The 17,200-nt window shown below is 72.7% G+C and carries 18 protein-coding genes and 1 pseudogene; 9 read left to right on the top strand and 10 right to left on the bottom strand.

Annotated features, from left to right (window positions below; translation table 11 throughout):
* Positions 1 to 267: 267 nt before the first annotated feature.
* Positions 268 to 537 (top strand): annotated as a pseudogene (locus ABZ659_RS08670) (MFS transporter); the annotation flags it as partial.
* A 30-nt stretch (positions 538 to 567) separates the two neighbouring features.
* Here the strand turns inward: ABZ659_RS08670 and ABZ659_RS08675 are convergent.
* Entirely contained in the window at positions 568 to 1,152 is a 585-nt protein-coding gene (locus tag ABZ659_RS08675) for a suppressor of fused domain protein (RefSeq protein WP_360215021.1), read from the bottom strand.
* Positions 1,153 to 1,633: 481 nt separating this feature from the next.
* On the opposite strand from ABZ659_RS08675, the gene ABZ659_RS08680 reads away from it, so the two are divergent.
* Both ABZ659_RS08680 and ABZ659_RS08685 read left to right on the top strand, forming a co-directional pair.
* The gene (locus ABZ659_RS08680) at positions 1,634 to 2,749 is read left to right on the top strand and encodes a magnesium and cobalt transport protein CorA (protein WP_360215024.1); all 1,116 of its coding nucleotides are present in this window, start codon (positions 1,634 to 1,636) and stop codon (positions 2,747 to 2,749) included.
* Between the two features lie 18 nt (positions 2,750 to 2,767).
* Positions 2,768 to 3,286, top strand: coding sequence for a hypothetical protein (locus ABZ659_RS08685; protein ID WP_360215027.1), 519 nt, complete (start codon positions 2,768 to 2,770; stop codon positions 3,284 to 3,286).
* Between the two features lie 21 nt (positions 3,287 to 3,307).
* Here ABZ659_RS08685 and ABZ659_RS08690 read toward each other — a convergent pair whose 3' ends face one another.
* The gene (locus ABZ659_RS08690) at positions 3,308 to 4,096 is read right to left on the bottom strand and encodes a hypothetical protein (RefSeq protein WP_360215030.1); all 789 of its coding nucleotides are present in this window, start codon (positions 4,094 to 4,096) and stop codon (positions 3,308 to 3,310) included.
* A 223-nt stretch (positions 4,097 to 4,319) separates the two neighbouring features.
* On the opposite strand from ABZ659_RS08690, the gene ABZ659_RS08695 reads away from it, so the two are divergent.
* Genes ABZ659_RS08695 through ABZ659_RS08705 form a run of 3 tightly spaced genes read left to right on the top strand, consistent with a single transcriptional unit; the run spans position 4,320 to position 7,381 of the window.
* A complete protein-coding gene (locus ABZ659_RS08695) occupies positions 4,320 to 5,603 on the top strand; it encodes a CBS domain-containing protein (protein WP_360215033.1) in 1,284 nt (427 codons plus the stop codon).
* Positions 5,593 to 6,204, top strand: a complete 612-nt coding sequence (locus ABZ659_RS08700; RefSeq protein WP_360215036.1) for a DUF1003 domain-containing protein — start codon at positions 5,593 to 5,595, stop codon at positions 6,202 to 6,204. The genes ABZ659_RS08695 and ABZ659_RS08700 overlap by 11 nt, the downstream gene beginning before the upstream one ends.
* A 43-nt stretch (positions 6,205 to 6,247) precedes the next feature.
* The gene (locus tag ABZ659_RS08705; RefSeq protein ID WP_360215039.1) at positions 6,248 to 7,381 is read left to right on the top strand and encodes an Mrp/NBP35 family ATP-binding protein; all 1,134 of its coding nucleotides are present in this window, start codon (positions 6,248 to 6,250) and stop codon (positions 7,379 to 7,381) included.
* Positions 7,382 to 7,471: 90 nt separating this feature from the next.
* Here ABZ659_RS08705 and ABZ659_RS08710 read toward each other — a convergent pair whose 3' ends face one another.
* From ABZ659_RS08710 to sigE, 5 genes are all read right to left on the bottom strand, one after another.
* Positions 7,472 to 8,131 carry a hypothetical protein gene (locus ABZ659_RS08710; RefSeq protein WP_360215042.1) on the bottom strand — a complete coding sequence of 220 codons (660 nt, stop codon included), beginning with the start codon at positions 8,129 to 8,131 and terminating at the stop codon, positions 7,472 to 7,474.
* Positions 8,132 to 8,327: 196 nt separating this feature from the next.
* A complete protein-coding gene (locus ABZ659_RS08715; protein WP_360215045.1) occupies positions 8,328 to 8,786 on the bottom strand; it encodes a sec-independent translocase in 459 nt (152 codons plus the stop codon).
* 197 nt (positions 8,787 to 8,983) lie between these two features.
* The gene (locus ABZ659_RS08720; protein WP_360215048.1) at positions 8,984 to 10,723 is read right to left on the bottom strand and encodes a trypsin-like peptidase domain-containing protein; all 1,740 of its coding nucleotides are present in this window, start codon (positions 10,721 to 10,723) and stop codon (positions 8,984 to 8,986) included.
* A 135-nt stretch (positions 10,724 to 10,858) separates the two neighbouring features.
* Positions 10,859 to 11,935, bottom strand: coding sequence for a zf-HC2 domain-containing protein (locus ABZ659_RS08725; RefSeq protein ID WP_360215051.1), 1,077 nt, complete (start codon positions 11,933 to 11,935; stop codon positions 10,859 to 10,861).
* Positions 11,932 to 12,705 carry an RNA polymerase sigma factor SigE gene (sigE, locus tag ABZ659_RS08730; protein ID WP_360215054.1) on the bottom strand — a complete coding sequence of 258 codons (774 nt, stop codon included), beginning with the start codon at positions 12,703 to 12,705 and terminating at the stop codon, positions 11,932 to 11,934. The genes ABZ659_RS08725 and sigE overlap by 4 nt, the downstream gene beginning before the upstream one ends.
* A 163-nt stretch (positions 12,706 to 12,868) precedes the next feature.
* Between sigE and ABZ659_RS08735 the strand changes: the two genes are divergently transcribed.
* Positions 12,869 to 13,567 (top strand): O-methyltransferase, encoded by a 699-nt coding sequence (locus tag ABZ659_RS08735; protein WP_360215096.1) that lies wholly within the window; start codon positions 12,869 to 12,871, stop codon positions 13,565 to 13,567.
* Positions 13,568 to 13,654: 87 nt separating this feature from the next.
* Here ABZ659_RS08735 and ABZ659_RS08740 read toward each other — a convergent pair whose 3' ends face one another.
* Positions 13,655 to 13,822 (bottom strand): DUF3117 domain-containing protein, encoded by a 168-nt coding sequence (locus ABZ659_RS08740; RefSeq protein WP_003966491.1) that lies wholly within the window; start codon positions 13,820 to 13,822, stop codon positions 13,655 to 13,657.
* Positions 13,823 to 14,197: 375 nt separating this feature from the next.
* Between ABZ659_RS08740 and ABZ659_RS08745 the strand changes: the two genes are divergently transcribed.
* Positions 14,198 to 15,001 (top strand): enoyl-CoA hydratase-related protein, encoded by an 804-nt coding sequence (locus tag ABZ659_RS08745; RefSeq protein ID WP_360215057.1) that lies wholly within the window; start codon positions 14,198 to 14,200, stop codon positions 14,999 to 15,001.
* Between the two features lie 27 nt (positions 15,002 to 15,028).
* Here ABZ659_RS08745 and ABZ659_RS08750 read toward each other — a convergent pair whose 3' ends face one another.
* Together ABZ659_RS08750 and ABZ659_RS08755 are read right to left on the bottom strand one after the other, a co-directional pair.
* The gene (locus tag ABZ659_RS08750) at positions 15,029 to 15,670 is read right to left on the bottom strand and encodes a DNA-3-methyladenine glycosylase I (RefSeq protein WP_360215060.1); all 642 of its coding nucleotides are present in this window, start codon (positions 15,668 to 15,670) and stop codon (positions 15,029 to 15,031) included.
* Positions 15,667 to 16,014 carry a DivIVA domain-containing protein gene (locus tag ABZ659_RS08755; RefSeq protein WP_360215099.1) on the bottom strand — a complete coding sequence of 116 codons (348 nt, stop codon included), beginning with the start codon at positions 16,012 to 16,014 and terminating at the stop codon, positions 15,667 to 15,669. Before ABZ659_RS08755 ends, ABZ659_RS08750 begins: the two co-directional genes overlap by 4 nt.
* A gap of 195 nt (positions 16,015 to 16,209) precedes the next feature.
* Between ABZ659_RS08755 and folP the strand changes: the two genes are divergently transcribed.
* Complete coding sequence (folP, locus tag ABZ659_RS08760) at positions 16,210 to 17,070, top strand: dihydropteroate synthase (RefSeq protein ID WP_360215063.1); 861 nt, start codon at positions 16,210 to 16,212, stop codon at positions 17,068 to 17,070.
* Positions 17,071 to 17,200: the final 130 nt, after the last annotated feature.

A 17,200-nucleotide genomic window follows, 5' to 3' on the forward strand; every position in this document is an offset into this window, starting at 1 on the left:
GAACGTCTCCGCTGCGTGTCCGCGAAGGACATGCGTGCCTGTTGCATTAATTAGCCGAGCCAACTTAGTAGGTGCACGCACCACCGGTCTGGACGGGAGCACACATGGACCCCGTCGACGCGGGAGCGGGCGGCGTCCTGCGGCAGCCGAAGGCCGTCTGGGCGGCGGCGGGCGCGTCCGTCGTCGCCTTCACGGGCACCGGACTCGTCGACCCGATCCTGCCGTCCATCGCCACCGGCCTCGCCGTCACCGCCAGCCGGGTCTCCCCACACGGAACCGGCGCTCGGCGTGCCGGACGCGCCGCGCCCGGTGGCGAGCGCGGGCTACAGCTTCGTGCGCTGGTTCGCCGCGGCCGCGGCGCCCTGCTTCGCGCCGGAGATCGAGGAGTGGACCGACGCGCGCGTCCCGTTCCTGGGCGCCGTCACCGCCGTGCTCGGCGCGCTCGTCGTCGTACGCCGGCGGGCGCTCGGCACGGAGGCGGAGCGGCTCCGGACGCGGCACGCGGCCGAGGACGGGGTCGGCGTCTTCGCCAACTGACCGCCGCCGCACGCCCGTCCGTGAGACGGGTCACTCCAGCGGTACGGACCCGCGGGCGGGGTCGCGCAGGTCCGTGCCGTGGGTCAGCCAGCGCTCCTGGAGGGCCGCCGCGCCGTGCACCCGCTTCCAGGCGGCCTCGTTGGGCGTCATCGGCAGCAACGGCAGGAAGCGCACGGGGTCCAGCGGCTCGTCCAGCTCCAGGTCCTCGACCAGGCCGCCCGGCTCGGCGACCAGCACCGAGGTGAACGGGGCGCCGGGCCACAGCGGTTCACCCACGTCCAGGGAGGCACCAGGGGCCACCACGACCCCCTCGACCTGCGGGGACGCGGCCAGTACGGCGAGCGGGCGGAGCACCTTGTCGGTGTCGGCGCGCCCACCGCGCACCGACAGCAGCAGCTCGGCGCGCGGCCCCCGGACCGGGTCGGCGAGCACCGCCGTGGGGTCGGCCATGGGCTGCGCGGACATGCCGAGCGTGGCGTAGCGGACGACGTCCCCCTCCTGGAACCGCAGGACCTCGACACGGTCCGTACCGAGGAAGGTGACCGCGGCGCGGGCGTCCGGTTCGCCGAGCGCGGTGCGCAACCGGGCCTCGACGAGGGGAAGAACATCAGTCATGCGGCGAGCATAGATCTCGTCAGCACCGGGCAAAGCAGCGTCTTGACACTTCTGTCGGCTGATACTCTTGGCCGGTGGTCGGGCAGCACGCGGCAGCGTCGCGCATCAGCCCGACGCCGAAGGAACTCCCTTACGAGGGACCGGCCGGAGGAGGTGGGGCTGTCATGGATCGAAGTCGACCTGGTAGTACCACTCGTTCTTCCGGCTGCTGAACCCAGCTGCTCTCGCTGCCCCGGCCTTCCCGCCTCTCGCGGCTCTCCGCTCGCCTTCGCTCCGGAAGAGCACTTCGTCTCGCCTTGCTTGAGTCTTGAGTCTTGCCTGATCTGCCTGATCTCAGTCAGCAGCGAAGCTCGCCACCGTGACGGTGCGGTGCTCCCCGCTTTGTGGACGTGCCAAACATCCCGAAGTCAGGACGTCCCCATTCCGGGCAGTTCCACCCGTCGAGGCGACCTTGCGTTGCTCGCCCGCGAAGGAGCCCGCCATGTCGATGATCCGCGACCTGCGTGCCGTGGTCCGTCCCTCCCGTCCCGCGCCGCGCCAGGACACGGGCGAGTACGACTCCACCCGCGACCCCGCGAGCCCCTCGGCCGTCGTGGACTGCGCCGTCTACCGCGACGGGGCCCGGCTGGAGTCCGCCAGGCCGCTGACGCCGCAGGAGGCGATGCGTCAGGTGCGCCGCGACGGGGGGTTCGCCTGGATCGGGCTGCACGAGCCGACCGAGGCCGAATTCGCCGACATCGCCAGCGAGTTCGGGCTGCACCCGCTGGCCGTGGAGGACGCCGTCCAGGCGCACCAGCGGCCCAAGCTGGAGCGGTACGACGACTCCCTGTTCACCGTCTTCAAGACCGTCCACTACGTCGAGCACGACGAGTTGACCGCCAGCAGCGAGGTCGTCGCCACCGGCGAGGTCATGTGCTTCACCGGGCGGGACTTCTTCATCACCGTCCGGCACGGCGGGCAGGGCTCGCTGCGCGCGCTGCGGCACCGGCTCCAGGACGACCCGGAGCTGCTGGAGAAGGGCCCCTCGGCGGTGCTGCACGCCATCGCCGACCATGTCACCGACGGGTACATCGCGGTCGCCGACGCCCTCCAGGACGACATCGACGAGGTCGAGACGGAGGTCTTCTCGCCGGGCCGCAAGGGCACCCCGCGCGGCTCCGACGCCGGGCAGATCTACCAGCTCAAGCGTGAGGTGCTGGAGTTCAAGCGGGCGGTGGCGCCGCTGCTGCGGCCCATGCAGCTGCTGAGCGAGCGGCCGATGCGGCTGGTCGACCCCGACATCCAGAAGTACTTCCGGGACGTCGCCGACCACCTCGCCCGGGTGCAGGAGCAGGTCACCGCCTTCGACGAGCTGCTCAACTCCATCCTCCAGGCCAACCTCGCCCAGGCGTCCGTCGCCCAGAACGAGGACATGCGGAAGATCACCTCATGGGCGGCCATCATCGCCGTACCCACGATGGTCTGCGGGGTGTACGGCATGAACTTCGAGCACATGCCCGAACTGGGCTGGCGGTACGGCTATCCGCTGGTCCTCGGGGTCACGGCGGTGATCTGCGTCGGCATCCACCGCACCCTGAAGCGCAACGGCTGGCTGTAGGGGTTCTAGGCTGGGCTCATGACTGGACAGCTGCTGGAGCGGGCGCTCGTGGAGGAGGCCACCAAGAAGTCCGGCCTGGTCTGGGTGCGGGGCGCCGGCGCGCCCGCCGCCCGGGGGCTGTGGCACGTGTGGCACGAGGGCGCGGCCTGTGTGGTCGGCGACGGACCGGGCGAGCAGCCGCTGCCGGGGCTGACCGACGGCGCCGACGCCGAGGTGACCGTCCGCAGCAAGGACAAGGGCGGACGGCTCGTCAGCTGGACGGCGCGGGTCGTGGAGCTGGCGCCGGGTTCGGAGGCGTGGACCGCGGCGGTCGCCGACCTGAAGGGCAAGCGCCTCAACGCCCCGGACGGCGAGGCGATGCCCGACCGCTGGCGGCGTGAGTGCCGGGTGCTGCGGCTGGAGCCGACCGGCGGCACCGCGCCCCTGCCGGACGGTTCGCTGGCCGAGGCGCCGCTGCCGAGCCCGGCGACGACCCGGCGGCCGGTTCCGGCCGGGCTGCCGCGGCTGCTGCTGAAGCGCCGCGGGAAGCAGTCCTAGGCCGCGCTCCGGGCCGCGCTCTCAGGACGTCGGGAGCTGTTGGCCGTAGTCGACCGTCTCGTCCTTCGTGGGCTCCTTGAGGGCGAAGTCCTTGCCCCACTCGGAGAAGCTCAGGGTGCCCGCGTCGCCGCCGCGGACCAGGCGCAGCGGGTACGGCCTGCCCTCCAGGGAGACGTCGAGGGTGCCGCCGGAGCCCTGGTCGCCCGTGATGCGGATGGTGCGGACACCGGACTGCTCGTGGTGACCGTCGGTCGCCAGGGCGCCGTGCAGGGTCAGCAGGCTGTCCAGGAGCACGTCCTTGTCGGTGAACGTGCTGAACCGCTGGTACGACGGGTCCTTCTCGGGCACCTTCACGTACTTGCCGTCGAGCTTCTCCCCCGTGGCGGCGTCGTCCGCGTCGCCCTTGCCGTCGCCGCCCTTGCCCTTCTCGCCGTTCTCGCCGTTCTCGCTGTTCCAGAAGTCCGCGTCGGCCATCAGGAACAGCTGGTCACCCACCCGCAGCAGCCGGAAGGTGGCCCCCTGCGCGGTGACCGAGCCGGTGCCGCCGTCCGGCTTCAGGCGCATGTCCAGCTCGTACGTGCGCCCGCTGGCCACGACCGTCCCGGCCAGGTGCACGGCGTCCACGGAACCGGCGGCGGCGAGGGTCTTGGCCTGGATCTTCTCGGGGGGCAGCTTGCCCACCCCGTTCGTGCCCGCGTCCGGGTCCTTGTCACCGCACCCCGTCAGCAGCGTGCCCGCGACGGCCAGTGCGCACATCCCGCCGGTCAGGGCGGTACGGCTGCGGTGACGGACCTGGGGCATCGCGGTCACAGGTGAGGCTGCCTTTCCGACGTCTCGTTCAGCGGCGTACGCAGCGTACCGGTGCCCCGCGCGGAAGCCGGAGCCAGTCCGTCCGGACCGCTCACCGAGGCGGGGCCGATCGGGACGGGCTAGCCTGAAGCCCACGCGAGCGGGACAAAGAGGAAAAAGGGGAGTAGGCGGAAGGCACGCCAGGAACACGTCAGCGATTCGCCAGGAGAAGGAGGCGCGGCACATGGCAGCGGGCGCCCCTCGGATCTTCGTCTCCCACCTCGCCGCGATCCCCGTCTTCGATCCCAACGGCGACCAGGTGGGCCGGGTCCGCGACCTCGTCGTCATGCTGCGCGTCGGACGGCGTCCGCCGCGGGTGCTCGGACTGGTCGTCGAACTCGCCACCCGGCGCCGGATCTTCCTGCCCATGACGCGGGTGACCGGCATCGAGTCCGGCCAGGTCATCACCACCGGCGTGCTCAACGTCCGGCGCTTCGAGCAGCGCCCCACCGAGCGCCTCGTCTTCGGGGAGCTGCTGGACCGGCGGGTGCGGCTCGTCGAGACCGACGAGGAGGTCACCGTCCTCGACCTGTCGGTGCAGCAGCTGCCCGCGCGCCGGGACTGGGAGATCGACCGCGTCTTCGTCCGCAAGGGCAGGAAGGGCGGCGCCTTCCGCCGCGCCAGGGGCGAGACGCTCACCGTCGAGTGGTCGGCGGTCAGCGGCTTCTCGCTGGAGGAGCACGGGCAGGGCGCCGAGAGCCTGCTCGCCACCTTCGAACAGCTCCGCCCCGCCGACCTCGCGAACGTCCTGCACCACCTCTCCCCCAAACGCCGCGCCGAGGTCGCCGCCGCCCTCGACGACGACCGTCTGGCCGACGTGCTCGAAGAGCTGCCGGAGGACGACCAGATCGAGATCCTCGGCAAGCTGAAGGAGGAGCGCGCCGCGGACGTCCTGGAGGCCATGGACCCCGACGACGCGGCCGACCTGCTCGCCGAGCTTCCCACCGACGACCAGGAGCGGCTGCTGAGCCTGATGCAGCCCGCCGACGCGGCCGACATGCGGCGGCTGATGGCGTACGAGGAGCACACCGCGGGCGGGCTGATGACGACCGAGCCGATCGTGCTGCGGCCGGACGCCACCATCGCCGACGCCCTCGCCCGGGTCCGCAACCGCGACCTCTCCCCCGCCCTCGCCGCCCAGGTGTACGTCTGCCGCCCGCCCGACGAGACCCCGACCGGCAAGTACCTCGGCACCGTGCACTTCCAGCGGCTGCTGCGCGACCCGCCGTACACCCTGGTCAGCTCGGTCATCGACGACGACCTCCAGCCGCTCGCCCCGGACGCGGAGCTGCCGCTCGTCGCCGGGTTCTTCGCGGCGTACGACATGGTCGCGGCGCCCGTCGTGGACGAGTCGGGGTCGCTGCTCGGCGTGGTGACCGTGGACGACGTACTGGACCACATGCTGCCCGAGGACTGGCGGGAGACGGAGTTCCACCTGGACGAGGGGGTGGGCGCCGGTGGCTCCTGAGCGCGACCCCGGCCGCGAGCGCGCCCCGGCCGGGGCCACCGCGACCGCCCGCGGGCGGCCCCGCCTCGACCAGCCGCGCCCGCCGCGCCGGCGGCTGCTCCCCGAGTGGGACCCGGAGGCGTTCGGGCGGCTGTCGGAGCGCATCGCCCGGTTCATCGGCACCGGGCGGTTCCTGGTCGGGATGACGGTCGTCATCATCGCCTGGGTGCTGTACAACATCGTCGCCCCGCCCGGCGCGCGCTTCGACGAGTACCCGTTCATCTTCCTGACCCTGGCGCTGTCCCTCCAGGCGTCCTACGCGGCCCCGCTGATCCTGCTGGCGCAGAACCGGCAGGACGACCGCGACCGGGTCAACCTGGAACAGGACCGCAAGCAGAACGAGCGGTCCATCGCCGACACCGAGTACCTGACCCGGGAGATCGCCGCGCTGCGCATCGGGCTGGGCGAGGTCGCCACCCGGGACTGGATCCGCTCCGAGTTGCAGGACGTGATGAAGGAGCTGGAGGAACGCGCCAACGGCCACGACGGGCACCACGGACATACCGGGCAACGCGTATTCCCGGCGGAACGGTCACCGGGGCGTGACGTACGCGACCGCTGACGGGACTCTCGGGGCACGCGCGGGGCGCCGTACCATCGTCCCTATGGCTACGGAAGACGCGGTGCGCGAGGCACTGGCGACGGTGAACGACCCCGAGATCAACCGACCCATCACCGAACTCGGGATGGTCAAATCGGTGGAGATCGGCGCGGACGGAGCGGTCGCGGTCACCGTGTACCTGACGGTCTCCGGCTGCCCCATGCGGGACACCATCACCCAGCGCGTGACCGACGCGGTCTCGCGGCTCGACGGGGTCACGCGGGTCGACGTCACCCTGGACGTGATGAGCGACGAGCAGCGCAAGGAGCTGGCGAACGCCCTGCGCGGCGGCCAGACCGAGCGCGAGGTCCCGTTCGCCAAGCCGGGCTCGCTGACCCGTGTGTACGCGGTGGCGTCCGGCAAGGGCGGCGTCGGCAAGTCCTCGGTGACGGTGAACCTGGCGGCGGCGCTGGCGGCGGACGGCCTGAAGGTCGGTGTCGTCGACGCCGACATCTACGGCCACTCCGTGCCGCGCATGTTGGGCGCCGACGGCCTGCCGACCCAGGTCGAGAACATGATCATGCCGCCGTCCGCGAACGGCGTGAAGGTCATCTCCATCGGGATGTTCACGCCGGGCAACACGCCGGTGGTGTGGCGCGGTCCGATGCTGCACCGGGCGCTCCAGCAGTTCCTGGCGGACGTGTACTGGGGCGACCTGGACGTCCTGCTGCTCGACCTGCCGCCGGGCACCGGTGACATCGCCATCTCCGTGGCCCAGCTGGTCCCGAACGCCGAGATCCTGGTCGTGACGACCCCGCAGCAGGCCGCCGCCGAGGTGGCGGAGCGGGCGGGTTCCATCGCTGTCCAGACCCACCAGAAGATCGTCGGCGTGGTCGAGAACATGTCGGGGCTGCCGTGCCCGCACTGCGGCGAGATGGTCGACGTCTTCGGCACCGGCGGCGGCCAGGCGGTCGCCGAGGGCCTCACCCGCACCACCGGCGCCAACGTGCCCGTCCTCGGCTCCATCCCGATCGACGTCCGCCTCCGCGAGGGCGGCGACGAGGGCAAGCCGGTCGTCCTCACCGACCCCGACTCCCCCGCGGGCTCGGCCCTGCGCGACATCGCGGGCAAGCTGGGCGGACGGCAGCGGGGCCTGGCGGGGCTGTCGCTGGGGATCACGCCGCGGAACAAGTTCTGACGCTCTGACGCGGGCGCGCCGTAGGCCCCGAGGGGCGCAGCCCGCACCGTTGAAGGGGCGCCGACCATCGAACCGGCGCCCCGAGCGGAGCTACGCGTACTGCTCGATGTCCTTGACCACGGCGAAGCCGATCCCGTAGGCGCTCATCCCCCTGCCGTACGCCCCCACGTGCACCCCCTGCTCCGTGGACCCGGCCAGCACCCAGCCGAACTCCGACTCCCGGTAGTGGAACGGTGTGGGCACGCCGTCCACCGGCAGGGACAGCGTGGACCACTCCGGCCCGTCGAGGTCGTCGGCGAGCGCCCACGCCGTCTCGGTCTGCTGGTCCAGCCAGTCGTCGCGCAGGGTGTGGTCCATCTGGCCGGGCCAGGTGAAGGACAGCAGCCCCACCCCGGCGAGCCAGGCCGCCGAGGAGACCGAGGTGGCCTCCAGCAGCCCCGTACCGTCCGCGCTGCGCCGTACGGGGTGGGCGGCGACCGTCACCACGACCGCGAACCGCTCGCGCTCCTCCGCCGTCACCTCGGCGCGTACCACGGGCTCGTCACCGTGCCCGATCGAACCGTGTGCCACGGTTCCGTCGGCCGCCGTGCCGACCTGCATCAGCCAGCGCGGCCCCGTGAACGCCTCATCGAGGCCGTACCACGGGAAGGACGCGCGCAGGTAGCCGTCGACCGTGCGCCGCGCGGCGGCGGCCTGCTGGCCGCCCTCCGCGGTCGGCGCCTGCTCGACCGCCTGACTCGTCGTCTCCATCTGCCCGGACGCCTCCTCGCTCTCGTCGGACCGGGCGGCCCGCCCCCCTTCGGGCGGCGTCGCTCCTCGGAGTACGGTCCGCACAACAACTCGGCAGCATATCCACACCGCTGACGGCAGCCGGGAAACCGCCCGGCGCGTGGGGCGTTCGGGCGGCGGGTTCAGGCCGGACGCGCGCCGGGGCGGGGGTGTCGGCTCAGGTGGCGTCCGCGTCGAAGGGCGGGCGCTCGTCGGGCTTCTTGGTCATGTCGACCGTGCCACCGGAAGACGGGGACGACGAGGACGACGGCGACGACTTGGGCGAGGTCGACGAGGACGACGACGTGTCGCCGTCGCGGCCGTGCACCGCGTCCGTGACCTCGGCCATCTCCTTCTTCAGGTCGAAGCCGTTGCGGAGTTCCTTGAGCCCCAGTTCGTCGTTGTCCAGCTGCTTGCGGATGAAGGTCTTGGGGTTGAGGTCCTCGAACTCGAAGTCCTTGAACTCCGGACCCAGCTCCTGCCGGATGTCCTGTTTGGCGCTCTCGGAGAACTCACGGATCTTCCGGACGGTGCGCATCACGTCCTGGATGACCTTGGGGAGCTTGTCCGGACCGAAGACGAGCACGGCGAGGACGACGAGCGTCACCAGCTCTAGCGGTCCTATGTCATTGAACACCTGAAGCTCCTTGCCATGTCCCGGGCGGGCTCCACGGTACCCGGCGATCCCGTCCGACCGGTACCGTCCCGTGACCTCCGAAGGCGTGTATGTGAGCGGTTTTCCGGATGTTTGCCTGGCCGGAAGGGGCTCGGAGGCGGATCGGGCGGCCCGGCCGTGAGGTTCGCGTCAGGTCGCCCGGCCGCCGCCGGAGGCCGTCAGTCACCGTCCGAGGAACCCAGCACCAGGGAGATCGTCCGCTCCGCGCCGTCGCGTTCCACGGTGAGTTCAAGCTGGTCACCGGGGCGGTGCGCGCGGGTCTTGACGATCAGTTCCTCGCCGGAGTGGACGCGCTGGCCGTCGATCTCGGTGATCACGTCGCCCGGCTTGATACCGGCCCGGTCGCCGGGGCCGCCCGGGGTGACCGCGGCGCTGCCGTCGCGGCCCTCGGTGCCGACGCGGGCTCCGTCTCCGCTGTAGTCCATGTCGAGGGTGACGCCGATGACGGGGTGCGCGGCCCGGCCGGTGTTGATCAGCTCCTCGGCGACGCGCCGGGCCTGGTTGACCGGTATGGCGAAGCCGAGGCCGATGGAACCGGCCTGGCCGCCCTCCAGGTCGGAGCCGCTGTCGGCGCTGCGGATGGCGGAGTTGATGCCGATGACCCGGCCGCGGGTGTCGAGCAGCGGGCCGCCGGAGTTGCCGGGGTTGATCGGGGCGTCGGTCTGGAGGGCGTCGACGTAGGAGATGTCACTGCCGTCGCCCTTCTCGCCGCCCGCCGTGATGGGCCGCTCCTTGGCGCTGATGATGCCGGAGGTGACGGTCCCGGCCAGGTCGAAGGGAGCGCCGATCGCGACGACCGGGTCGCCGACCTGGACGTTGTCCGAGTTGCCGAGTGGCATGGGCTGGAGGCCCTTGACGCCGCGCACCCGGACCACGGCGAGGTCGTAGCCGCTGTCGCCGCCGACGAGTTCCGCGTCGGCGGTGTCGCCGCTGTGGAAGGTGACGGTTATCTCACCGTCGTCGCCCGCGGGGTCCACGACGTGGTGGTTGGTGAGGATGTGCCCCTCGTTGTCGAGGATGAAGCCGGTGCCGGTGCCGCCCGAGTCGTCGCCGGTGACGTGCAGCGTGACGACGCTGGGCAGGGCCCGCGCGGCGATCCCGGCGACGCTGCCCGGGTCCCGCCCCGCGGGCTCCTTCCCGGCCTGCGGCAGCTCGATGGTCCCGACGCCGCCGTTGCGCTCCAGATACGTCCCCATGACGCCGCCGACGCCTCCGGAGACCAGCGCGAGCAGCACGGCTCCGAGGACCAGCGGCTTCCGCACCTTCCGGCGGGGGCTCGGCGTGCTCTCCACGGGGGTGGGGGAAGCGGCGCCCGGCCCGCCGACGGCCCAGGGGTCGTAGCGGCGCCAGGGGTCCTCCGGGGGCGCGTCAGCGGCTCCGGAGGGTGGGGCTACGGGGGCGCCGGGGGCGGTGGGCTGGGGCGGTACGGGGGCTCCGGGGATGCCGGGGGCGCCCGGAGCGCTCGGAATGCCGGGGGCGCCAGGAGCGCTCGGGGTGTCAGGGGCGCCGGGGATGCCAGGGGCGCCGGGAAGCGCCGGTGTGGGCGCTGGCCCCTCGGGCCCGGGCGTCGGCAGCCGCGCCTGGGTGGGCATCGGTGCGGTCGTCGTCCCGTGTGCCGGTGTCGCCGGGTGCTGGACCGGTGGTGCGGGCGCCCAGGGGCCGGGCTCGCCGTACGGAGGGGTGCTGTAGGGGTCGGGGTCGTGCAGGGGGCGGGGGGCGTCGGCGGGGGCCGTCCCGGCCGTCTCCGCCGCGGGCTCCTCCGGCTTGCGCAGCTCGAAGTCGCCCCCGGCCGGAACCGGGCGCTCCAGTTCGAAGTCGCCGTCCCTCAGCGCTCCCGGGCCCGTGTCGGTCCCCTCAGGGAGACCGGCCGGGCTCTGCGTGGGCTTCCCGTCGTTCATGCTCTCCCCACAGCTGACCGCGGCACGGCTCGTCGGTGGTGGCCGCGGTTCGTCGACTCCGCGCCCGGCGATCATGCCAGGGGCGCGGCCCACCCTGGATTCAACCAGGTTCCCGTGCGGACGCGCAGGGGCCGGTCAGCGGACCGAACCGCCGGAGGACGAAACCGGCGACGTGACCGGGGACGCGGCCGGTGCCGTGGCGGACGAGGTGACGGCCGACGAGACGGGGTGCGACGGGGAGGACATCACCTCGGGGCCAGGCGCGGCGAGCAGGCCCGACGTGGCGTTCCCGGGCGCGGTGGCCCAGGAGGTCAGCTCGACGGGCGGGATGCTCGCCAGCGGGCGTATCAGCGGGGAGATCGCGACCGCGCCGGCCACCACGGGCGCCGTGAGGTGGTGCAGCGTGCGCTCCCGCTCGGCGGTGTCCGTCGGCGCCCCGGGCATCAGCGGCGCGGACACCGTGGCCGGGGCGGTCGGCGTCTCGCCGAGGGACCGCTGGCCGCCCTGGCCCAGCGCGAACAGCGGGCTCGACCCGCGCCGTCGCTGGTTCTCGGGGACGGCCGCGACGCCGGTGCCGGGGCTGCGCAGCGGCGTGACGTTGCTGCCGGCGCCCGGACCGGTGCGGGTGTCGGTGGTGTCGCCGGGGGCGCCGGTGGTGACGCCGCCGAGGGCGATCGCGGCCAGCGACACCGCTCCGGCGGCGACGAAGGCGAACCGGCGCCCGCGGGACGCGGCCCGCTCGGCCTCGTGCCGACTGACGTCGTGGAGGCGGAAACCCCGCTGGGCGGACGTACCGGACGGGAGCAGCGGGTCATGGCCGTGCGGGCGGGCGGGCACGTACCCGAACTCGAACCGCTCGCCCCGTCTCACACCGAAGATCCCGGTGGCCCCCGGCGCTCCGGGCAGGCCACCGGGGAGGCCTCCCCCGTACGGCGGCGCTCCCGTGGCGTCGGTGTCACCTCCCCCGGGCAGCCCCTGGAGGCGGGCCAGCAGGCTCTCGGACGGCGGCGGCGGGGCGGCCTCCGCGAAGACGTTCTTCAGACGGCGCTGGGCGTCGACCTCCGCCTTGCACTTCGGGCAGGTCGCCACGTGCGCCAGCACGCGCTCACGCGTGTCATGACCGAGTTCGCCGTCGACGAGGGCGGCGAGCCGGTCTCCCAGATGCTGGTCCGCGAGGCGCTCCCCGACGGATTTCGGCCGTGATCCACTCACGCGGACGCGCCCCCTCCTCCCAGTGCGGGAACGCGGGCCGCGAAGGGGCGGCGCTCGGCGCGCGCCTTGGGTGACCGGTGCGCGAGGGCCTTGCGCAGCTGCGAGCGGCCACGGTGGATCCGGGACCGGACGGTGCCGAGCTTGACGCCGAGGGTCGCGGCGATCTCCTCGTACGACAGTCCTTCGATGTCGCAGAGGACGACCGCGGCGCGGAACTCGGGGGCGAGGGTGTCCAGGGCCTGCTGGACGTCGGCGTCGAAGTGCGCGTCGTTGAAGACCTGCTGCGGGGAGGGCTCGCGGCTGGGCAGACGCTCCGCCGCGTCCTCACCGAGGGCGTCGAAGCGGATGCGCTGCTTGCGGCGGACCATGTCCAGGAAGAGGTTGGTGGTGATGCGGTGCAGCCAGCCCTCGAACGTCCCCGGCGAGTACGTCGACAGGGAGCGGAAGACGCGGACGAAGACCTCCTGGGTGAGGTCCTCGGCGTCGTGCTGGTTGCCGGTGAGGCGGTAGGCGAGCCGGTAGACGCGGGCGCTGTGCGTGCTGACGATCTCCTCCCAGGTGGGCGGAGTCCACGCCTGCCCGTCCGCGTCGGTGGAGAAGGTCGCGGTCCGGTCGCGGTCGGCGGCGTGGCCGGGGTCAGCAGCGGTCTCAGTCACGGATTTCGGCCTGCCCGCCGATCCGAGGAAGCGCCGCAGCACTCCTCCCCGATCCCCAGGCGCAGCCGCACCTCCCCTGTTGGCTCTGGTGGTGTCCAGTGGAGCCCCTACCATAGCCACCTCGTCCGTTAGCTCCGGATAAGCGGTTTTACGAGAATTTGATCTGAGCTGGTCCCGCTGATGCGGCTGCGTCAGCACTTGCTCGCGACCCCGCTCCATGTCGTGATCCAACCGTGTCCCCCGCTGTCGTCTCCTGCCCCTTTTAACGCCCGGTCCCATCTGCGGGTTCCCGGCGGCAACGGATACAGTCACGCCCAGGCAACCACGGGGACAGGAGAGGGTCATTACCGGCAACGGGCAGACGGGCTGGGCGTTCGCCGACGCCTATCTCGCCGAGGACGAAGCGCTGCACTGGGCCCGGGACCGGGCCCGGGAGGCAGGCTTGCGTTCGGTGTCGCCCGGCACGGGCGCCGCGCTGCGGCTGCTGGCCGCCTCCGTGGACGCCAAGGCCGTCGCGGAGATCGGCACCGGCACCGGGGTCTCCGGCATCCACCTGCTGCACGGCATGAGGCCGGACGGCGTGCTCACCACCGTCGACCCGGAGCCCGAGCACCAGCAGTTCGCCCGGCAGGCGTTCCGCGCCTGCGGCTTCGCCAGCAACCGGGCCCGGTTCATCCCGGGCCGCGCGCTGGACGTCCTGCCGCGGCTGGCGGACGCCGGGTACGACCTGGTCTTCTGCGACGGTGACCGGCACGAGGTACTGGACTACCTCGCTGAATCGTTGCGCCTGCTGCGGACCGGCGGCCTGGTGGTCTTCGAGGGCGTCTTCGCCAGCGGCCGTACGGTCGACTCCGGGCCGCAGCCCTCCGAGGTGCTGCGGCTGCGCGAGCTGCTGCGCACGGTACGCGAGAGCCAGGAGCTGGTGCCGTCGCTGCTGCCGGTGGGCGACGGCCTGCTGTGCGCCGTCAAACGCTGAGGACCCGGGGACCCAAGCAGCCGCCCCGGCACCGAACCTTGCGTTTCGGTGCCGGGGCGGCTGAAAGGGTGTGGACGCTCGCGCGCGTCAGCCCACGACCTTCTTGAGGGCGTCGCCCAGTGCGTCGGCCTCGTCAGGGGTCAGCTCGACGACGAGTCGACCGCCGCCTTCGAGCGGAACGCGCATGACGATGCCCCGCCCCTCCTTGGTCACCTCGAGCGGGCCATCACCCGTTCGCGGCTTCATGGCCGCCATGCTCGTTCCCCTTCCTGAAACCAGCTCATCGTCAAAGCCGACGGCCCCTTGAAGGGCACGCGCCGTCCTCTGAAGGGGACGCGCGACACCGGCATCGAACACATTGCTTCCCAGCCATTATCCCGCATCCCACGACCCGATGACCAACATCAGTCGGCATCGCTTGGACAACGCGTGCGAGCAAAACCACTCAATTCGGCGATGTGACTGCGATACTGCGCCGCCGCACGGACTTCGCCCGGCCAGAAACCGGCTCGAAATCTTTGACGCAGCTCACACGCGGGGAACGGTCCAGGGTCCGCGATCTCCGTCATGCTGTCCTTCGAACAAGGACATACCGACGGGTACGACCGATCCGACCAGAGGGGATGTGCCATGGCCGACACCGTGCTCTACGAGGTGGGCGACGGGCTCGCGACGATCACGCTGAACCGCCCCGAGGCGATGAACGCGCTGAACGTCGCGACCAAGGTCGCCCTGCGGGACGCGGTACGGTCCGCGGCGGGCGACGACGCCGTACGGGCGGTGCTGCTCACCGCGGCCGGTGACCGGGCGTTCTGTGTGGGCCAGGACCTGAAGGAGCACATCGGGCTGCTCGCCGCCGACCGGGAGTCCGGCTCGGGGCAGACCATGAGCACGGTGAAGGAGCACTACAACCCCATCGTGCGGGCGCTCGCCGGGGCGCCGAAGCCGGTCGTCGCCGCGGTGAACGGGGTCGCGGCCGGGGCGGGCTTCGGCTTCGCGCTCGCCGCGGACTACCGGGTGGTCGCGGACACGGCGGCCTTCAACACGTCCTTCGCGGGCGTGGCCCTGACCGCCGACTCCGGGATCTCCTGGACGCTCCCCCGGGTGGTCGGCCCCGGCCGCGCCGCCGACCTGCTGCTCTTCCCGCGCTCGGTCAAGGCGCAGGAGGCGTACGAGCTGGGTATCGCCAACCGGGTCGTCCCGGCCGCCGACCTGCGCGCGGAGGCGGAGCGGGTGGCCCGCGCCCTCGCCGAGGGCCCCACGCTGGCGTACGCGGCGCTGAAGGAGTCCGTGGCCTACGCCCTCACCCACTCGCTCGACGAGGCCCTGGACAAGGAGGACGAGCTCCAGAGCCGCGCGGGCGCGTCGCAGGACCACGCGATCGCGGTCCAGGCGTTCGTCAACAAGGAGAAGCCGAAGTACCTGGGCCGCTGAGCGGGCCCACGCCAGCCCCGGCCGGGGTCAGGCGCCGCCGGTCCCGGCTCCGGTGGCCTCGGCTCCGGTGGCCTCGGCTCCGGCCCCGGCGGTCCGTGCCACGCAGGTCTCCAGGTGGTCGTCCACCAGTCCGCACGCCTGCATCAGGGCGTACGCCGTCGTCGGGCCGACGAAGCGCAGGCCCCGCTTCTTCAGGGCCTTCGACAGCGCCGTCGACTCGGGGGTGACCGCGGGCACGTCGGCGAGGGTCTTCGGGACCGGGCGGGTGGCCGGGTCCGGGGCGTGGGACCAGATCAGCTCGTCCAGCTCGCCCGGCTCCCAGTCGGCCAGCACGCGCGCGTTGGCGAGGGTGGCGTCCACCTTGGCGCGGTTGCGGATGATGCCCACGTCCGCCAGCAGGCGCTCGCGGTCGGTGTCGGTGAAGGCCGCCACCTTGCCGATCTCGAAGTCAGCGAACGCGGCGCGGAAGCCGGGGCGGCGGCGCAGGATGGTGATCCAGGACAGCCCGGACTGGAAGGCCTCCAGGCTGAGCCGCTCGAAGAGGGCGTCGTCGCCGTGGACCGGGCGCCCCCACTCCTCGTCGTGGTACGTCACGTAGTCGGCGGTGGAGACGGCCCAGGGGCAGCGCAGCCCGCCGTCCGGGCCCGCCAGGGCCACTCCGTCGCTCACTGCCGCTCCTCGGGCTCGGACTTGTGCAGGTCGGCGCGGGCGGCGGCCCTGGCCCCCGTCAGCGCGGTCTCCAGGTCGGCGATGCGGGCGTCCCGCTCGGCGAGTTCGGCGCCGAGGCGGTTCAGGGCGTCGTCGACGTCCGCCATGCGGTAGCCGCGCACGGCGAGCGGGAAGCGGAGGTCGTCGATGTCCGAGCGGCTGACCGGGCGGTCCTCCGGGAGCATGTCGTGCAGCCGCTCCGGCGCCACCTCGGGCAGCGGACCGTCACTCTCCCCGCCGCCCACCACGGCGAGGGTCACCGCGCCGACCACGACGACGAGCGCGACCACCAGGAACAAGAACATAACCATCGCGAGGCCCCACGCTCCGAGTCCGACATCCGTGCCAACCATGCCAACCGCGGCATTCCGTCACCGGCGGCGGTGCCGGTGCCCGAATGCGTCAGGGTCCGATCGTGCCATGCGACTCTGACAGTTAGGGTCGCAGGCGGCTGTAAGGGCCGAGGACCAGGACGTTCGGGCGAGGAGAGGTCACAGGGGATGCTCAGGCTGGGCAGGCGGGAGTTCGACCCGCGCGAGCCGGTGATCATGGCGATCGTGAACCGGACCCCGGACTCCTTCTACGACCAGGGGGCGACCTTCCGCGACGAGCCCGCCCTCGCCCGCGTGGAGCAGGCGGTGGCCGAGGGCGCCGCCGTCATCGACATCGGCGGGGTGAAGGCCGGGCCCGGCGAGGAGGTCAGCGCCGAGGAGGAGGCGCGGCGGACCGTCGGGTTCGTGGCCGAGGTGCGGCGGCGCTTCCCCGACGTCGTGATCAGCGTCGACACCTGGCGGCACGAGGTCGGCGAGGCGGTGTGCGAGGCGGGCGCGGACCTGCTGAACGACGCGTGGGGCGGTGTCGACCCGCGGCTCGCGGAGGTCGCCGCGCGCTACCGGGTGGGGCTGGTGTGCACCCACGCGGGCGGGGCCGAGCCGCGGACCCGGCCGCACCGGGTGGCGTACGACGACGTGATGGCCGACATCCTGCGGGTGACCCTGGGGCTGGCCGAGCGGGCGGTGGCGCTGGGGGTGCCGCGGGAGTCGGTGCTGATCGATCCCGGGCACGACTTCGGGAAGAACACGCGGCACAGTCTGGAGGCGACGCGGCGGCTCGGGGAGATGGTGGACACCGGGTGGCCGGTGTTGGTGTCGCTGTCCAACAAGGACTTCGTGGGGGAGACGCTGGACAAGCCGGTGAAGGAGCGGGTGGTCGGGACGCTGGCCACGACCGCCGTGTCGATGTGGTTGGGGGCGCAGGTGTACCGGGTGCACGAGGTCGCCGAGACGCGGCAGGTGGTGGACATGGTGGCGGCGATCGCGGGGTGGCGGGAGCCGGCGGTTGCCCGGCGGGGGCTGGCGTAGGGATTCCCGCCCCCGCCGCCCCCGGGGGGGGGGGCCCCCCCCCGCCCCCCCCCGGCCCGAGGCACGGCCGCGCCACCCACTCGAGCAGACCCCGGGGGACCTCAAACCGGAGTACAGCCACATCAACCAA

The sequence above is a fragment of the Streptomyces sp. NPDC006997 genome (assembly GCF_040635175.1).
Classification (GTDB): domain Bacteria; phylum Actinomycetota; class Actinomycetes; order Streptomycetales; family Streptomycetaceae; genus Streptomyces.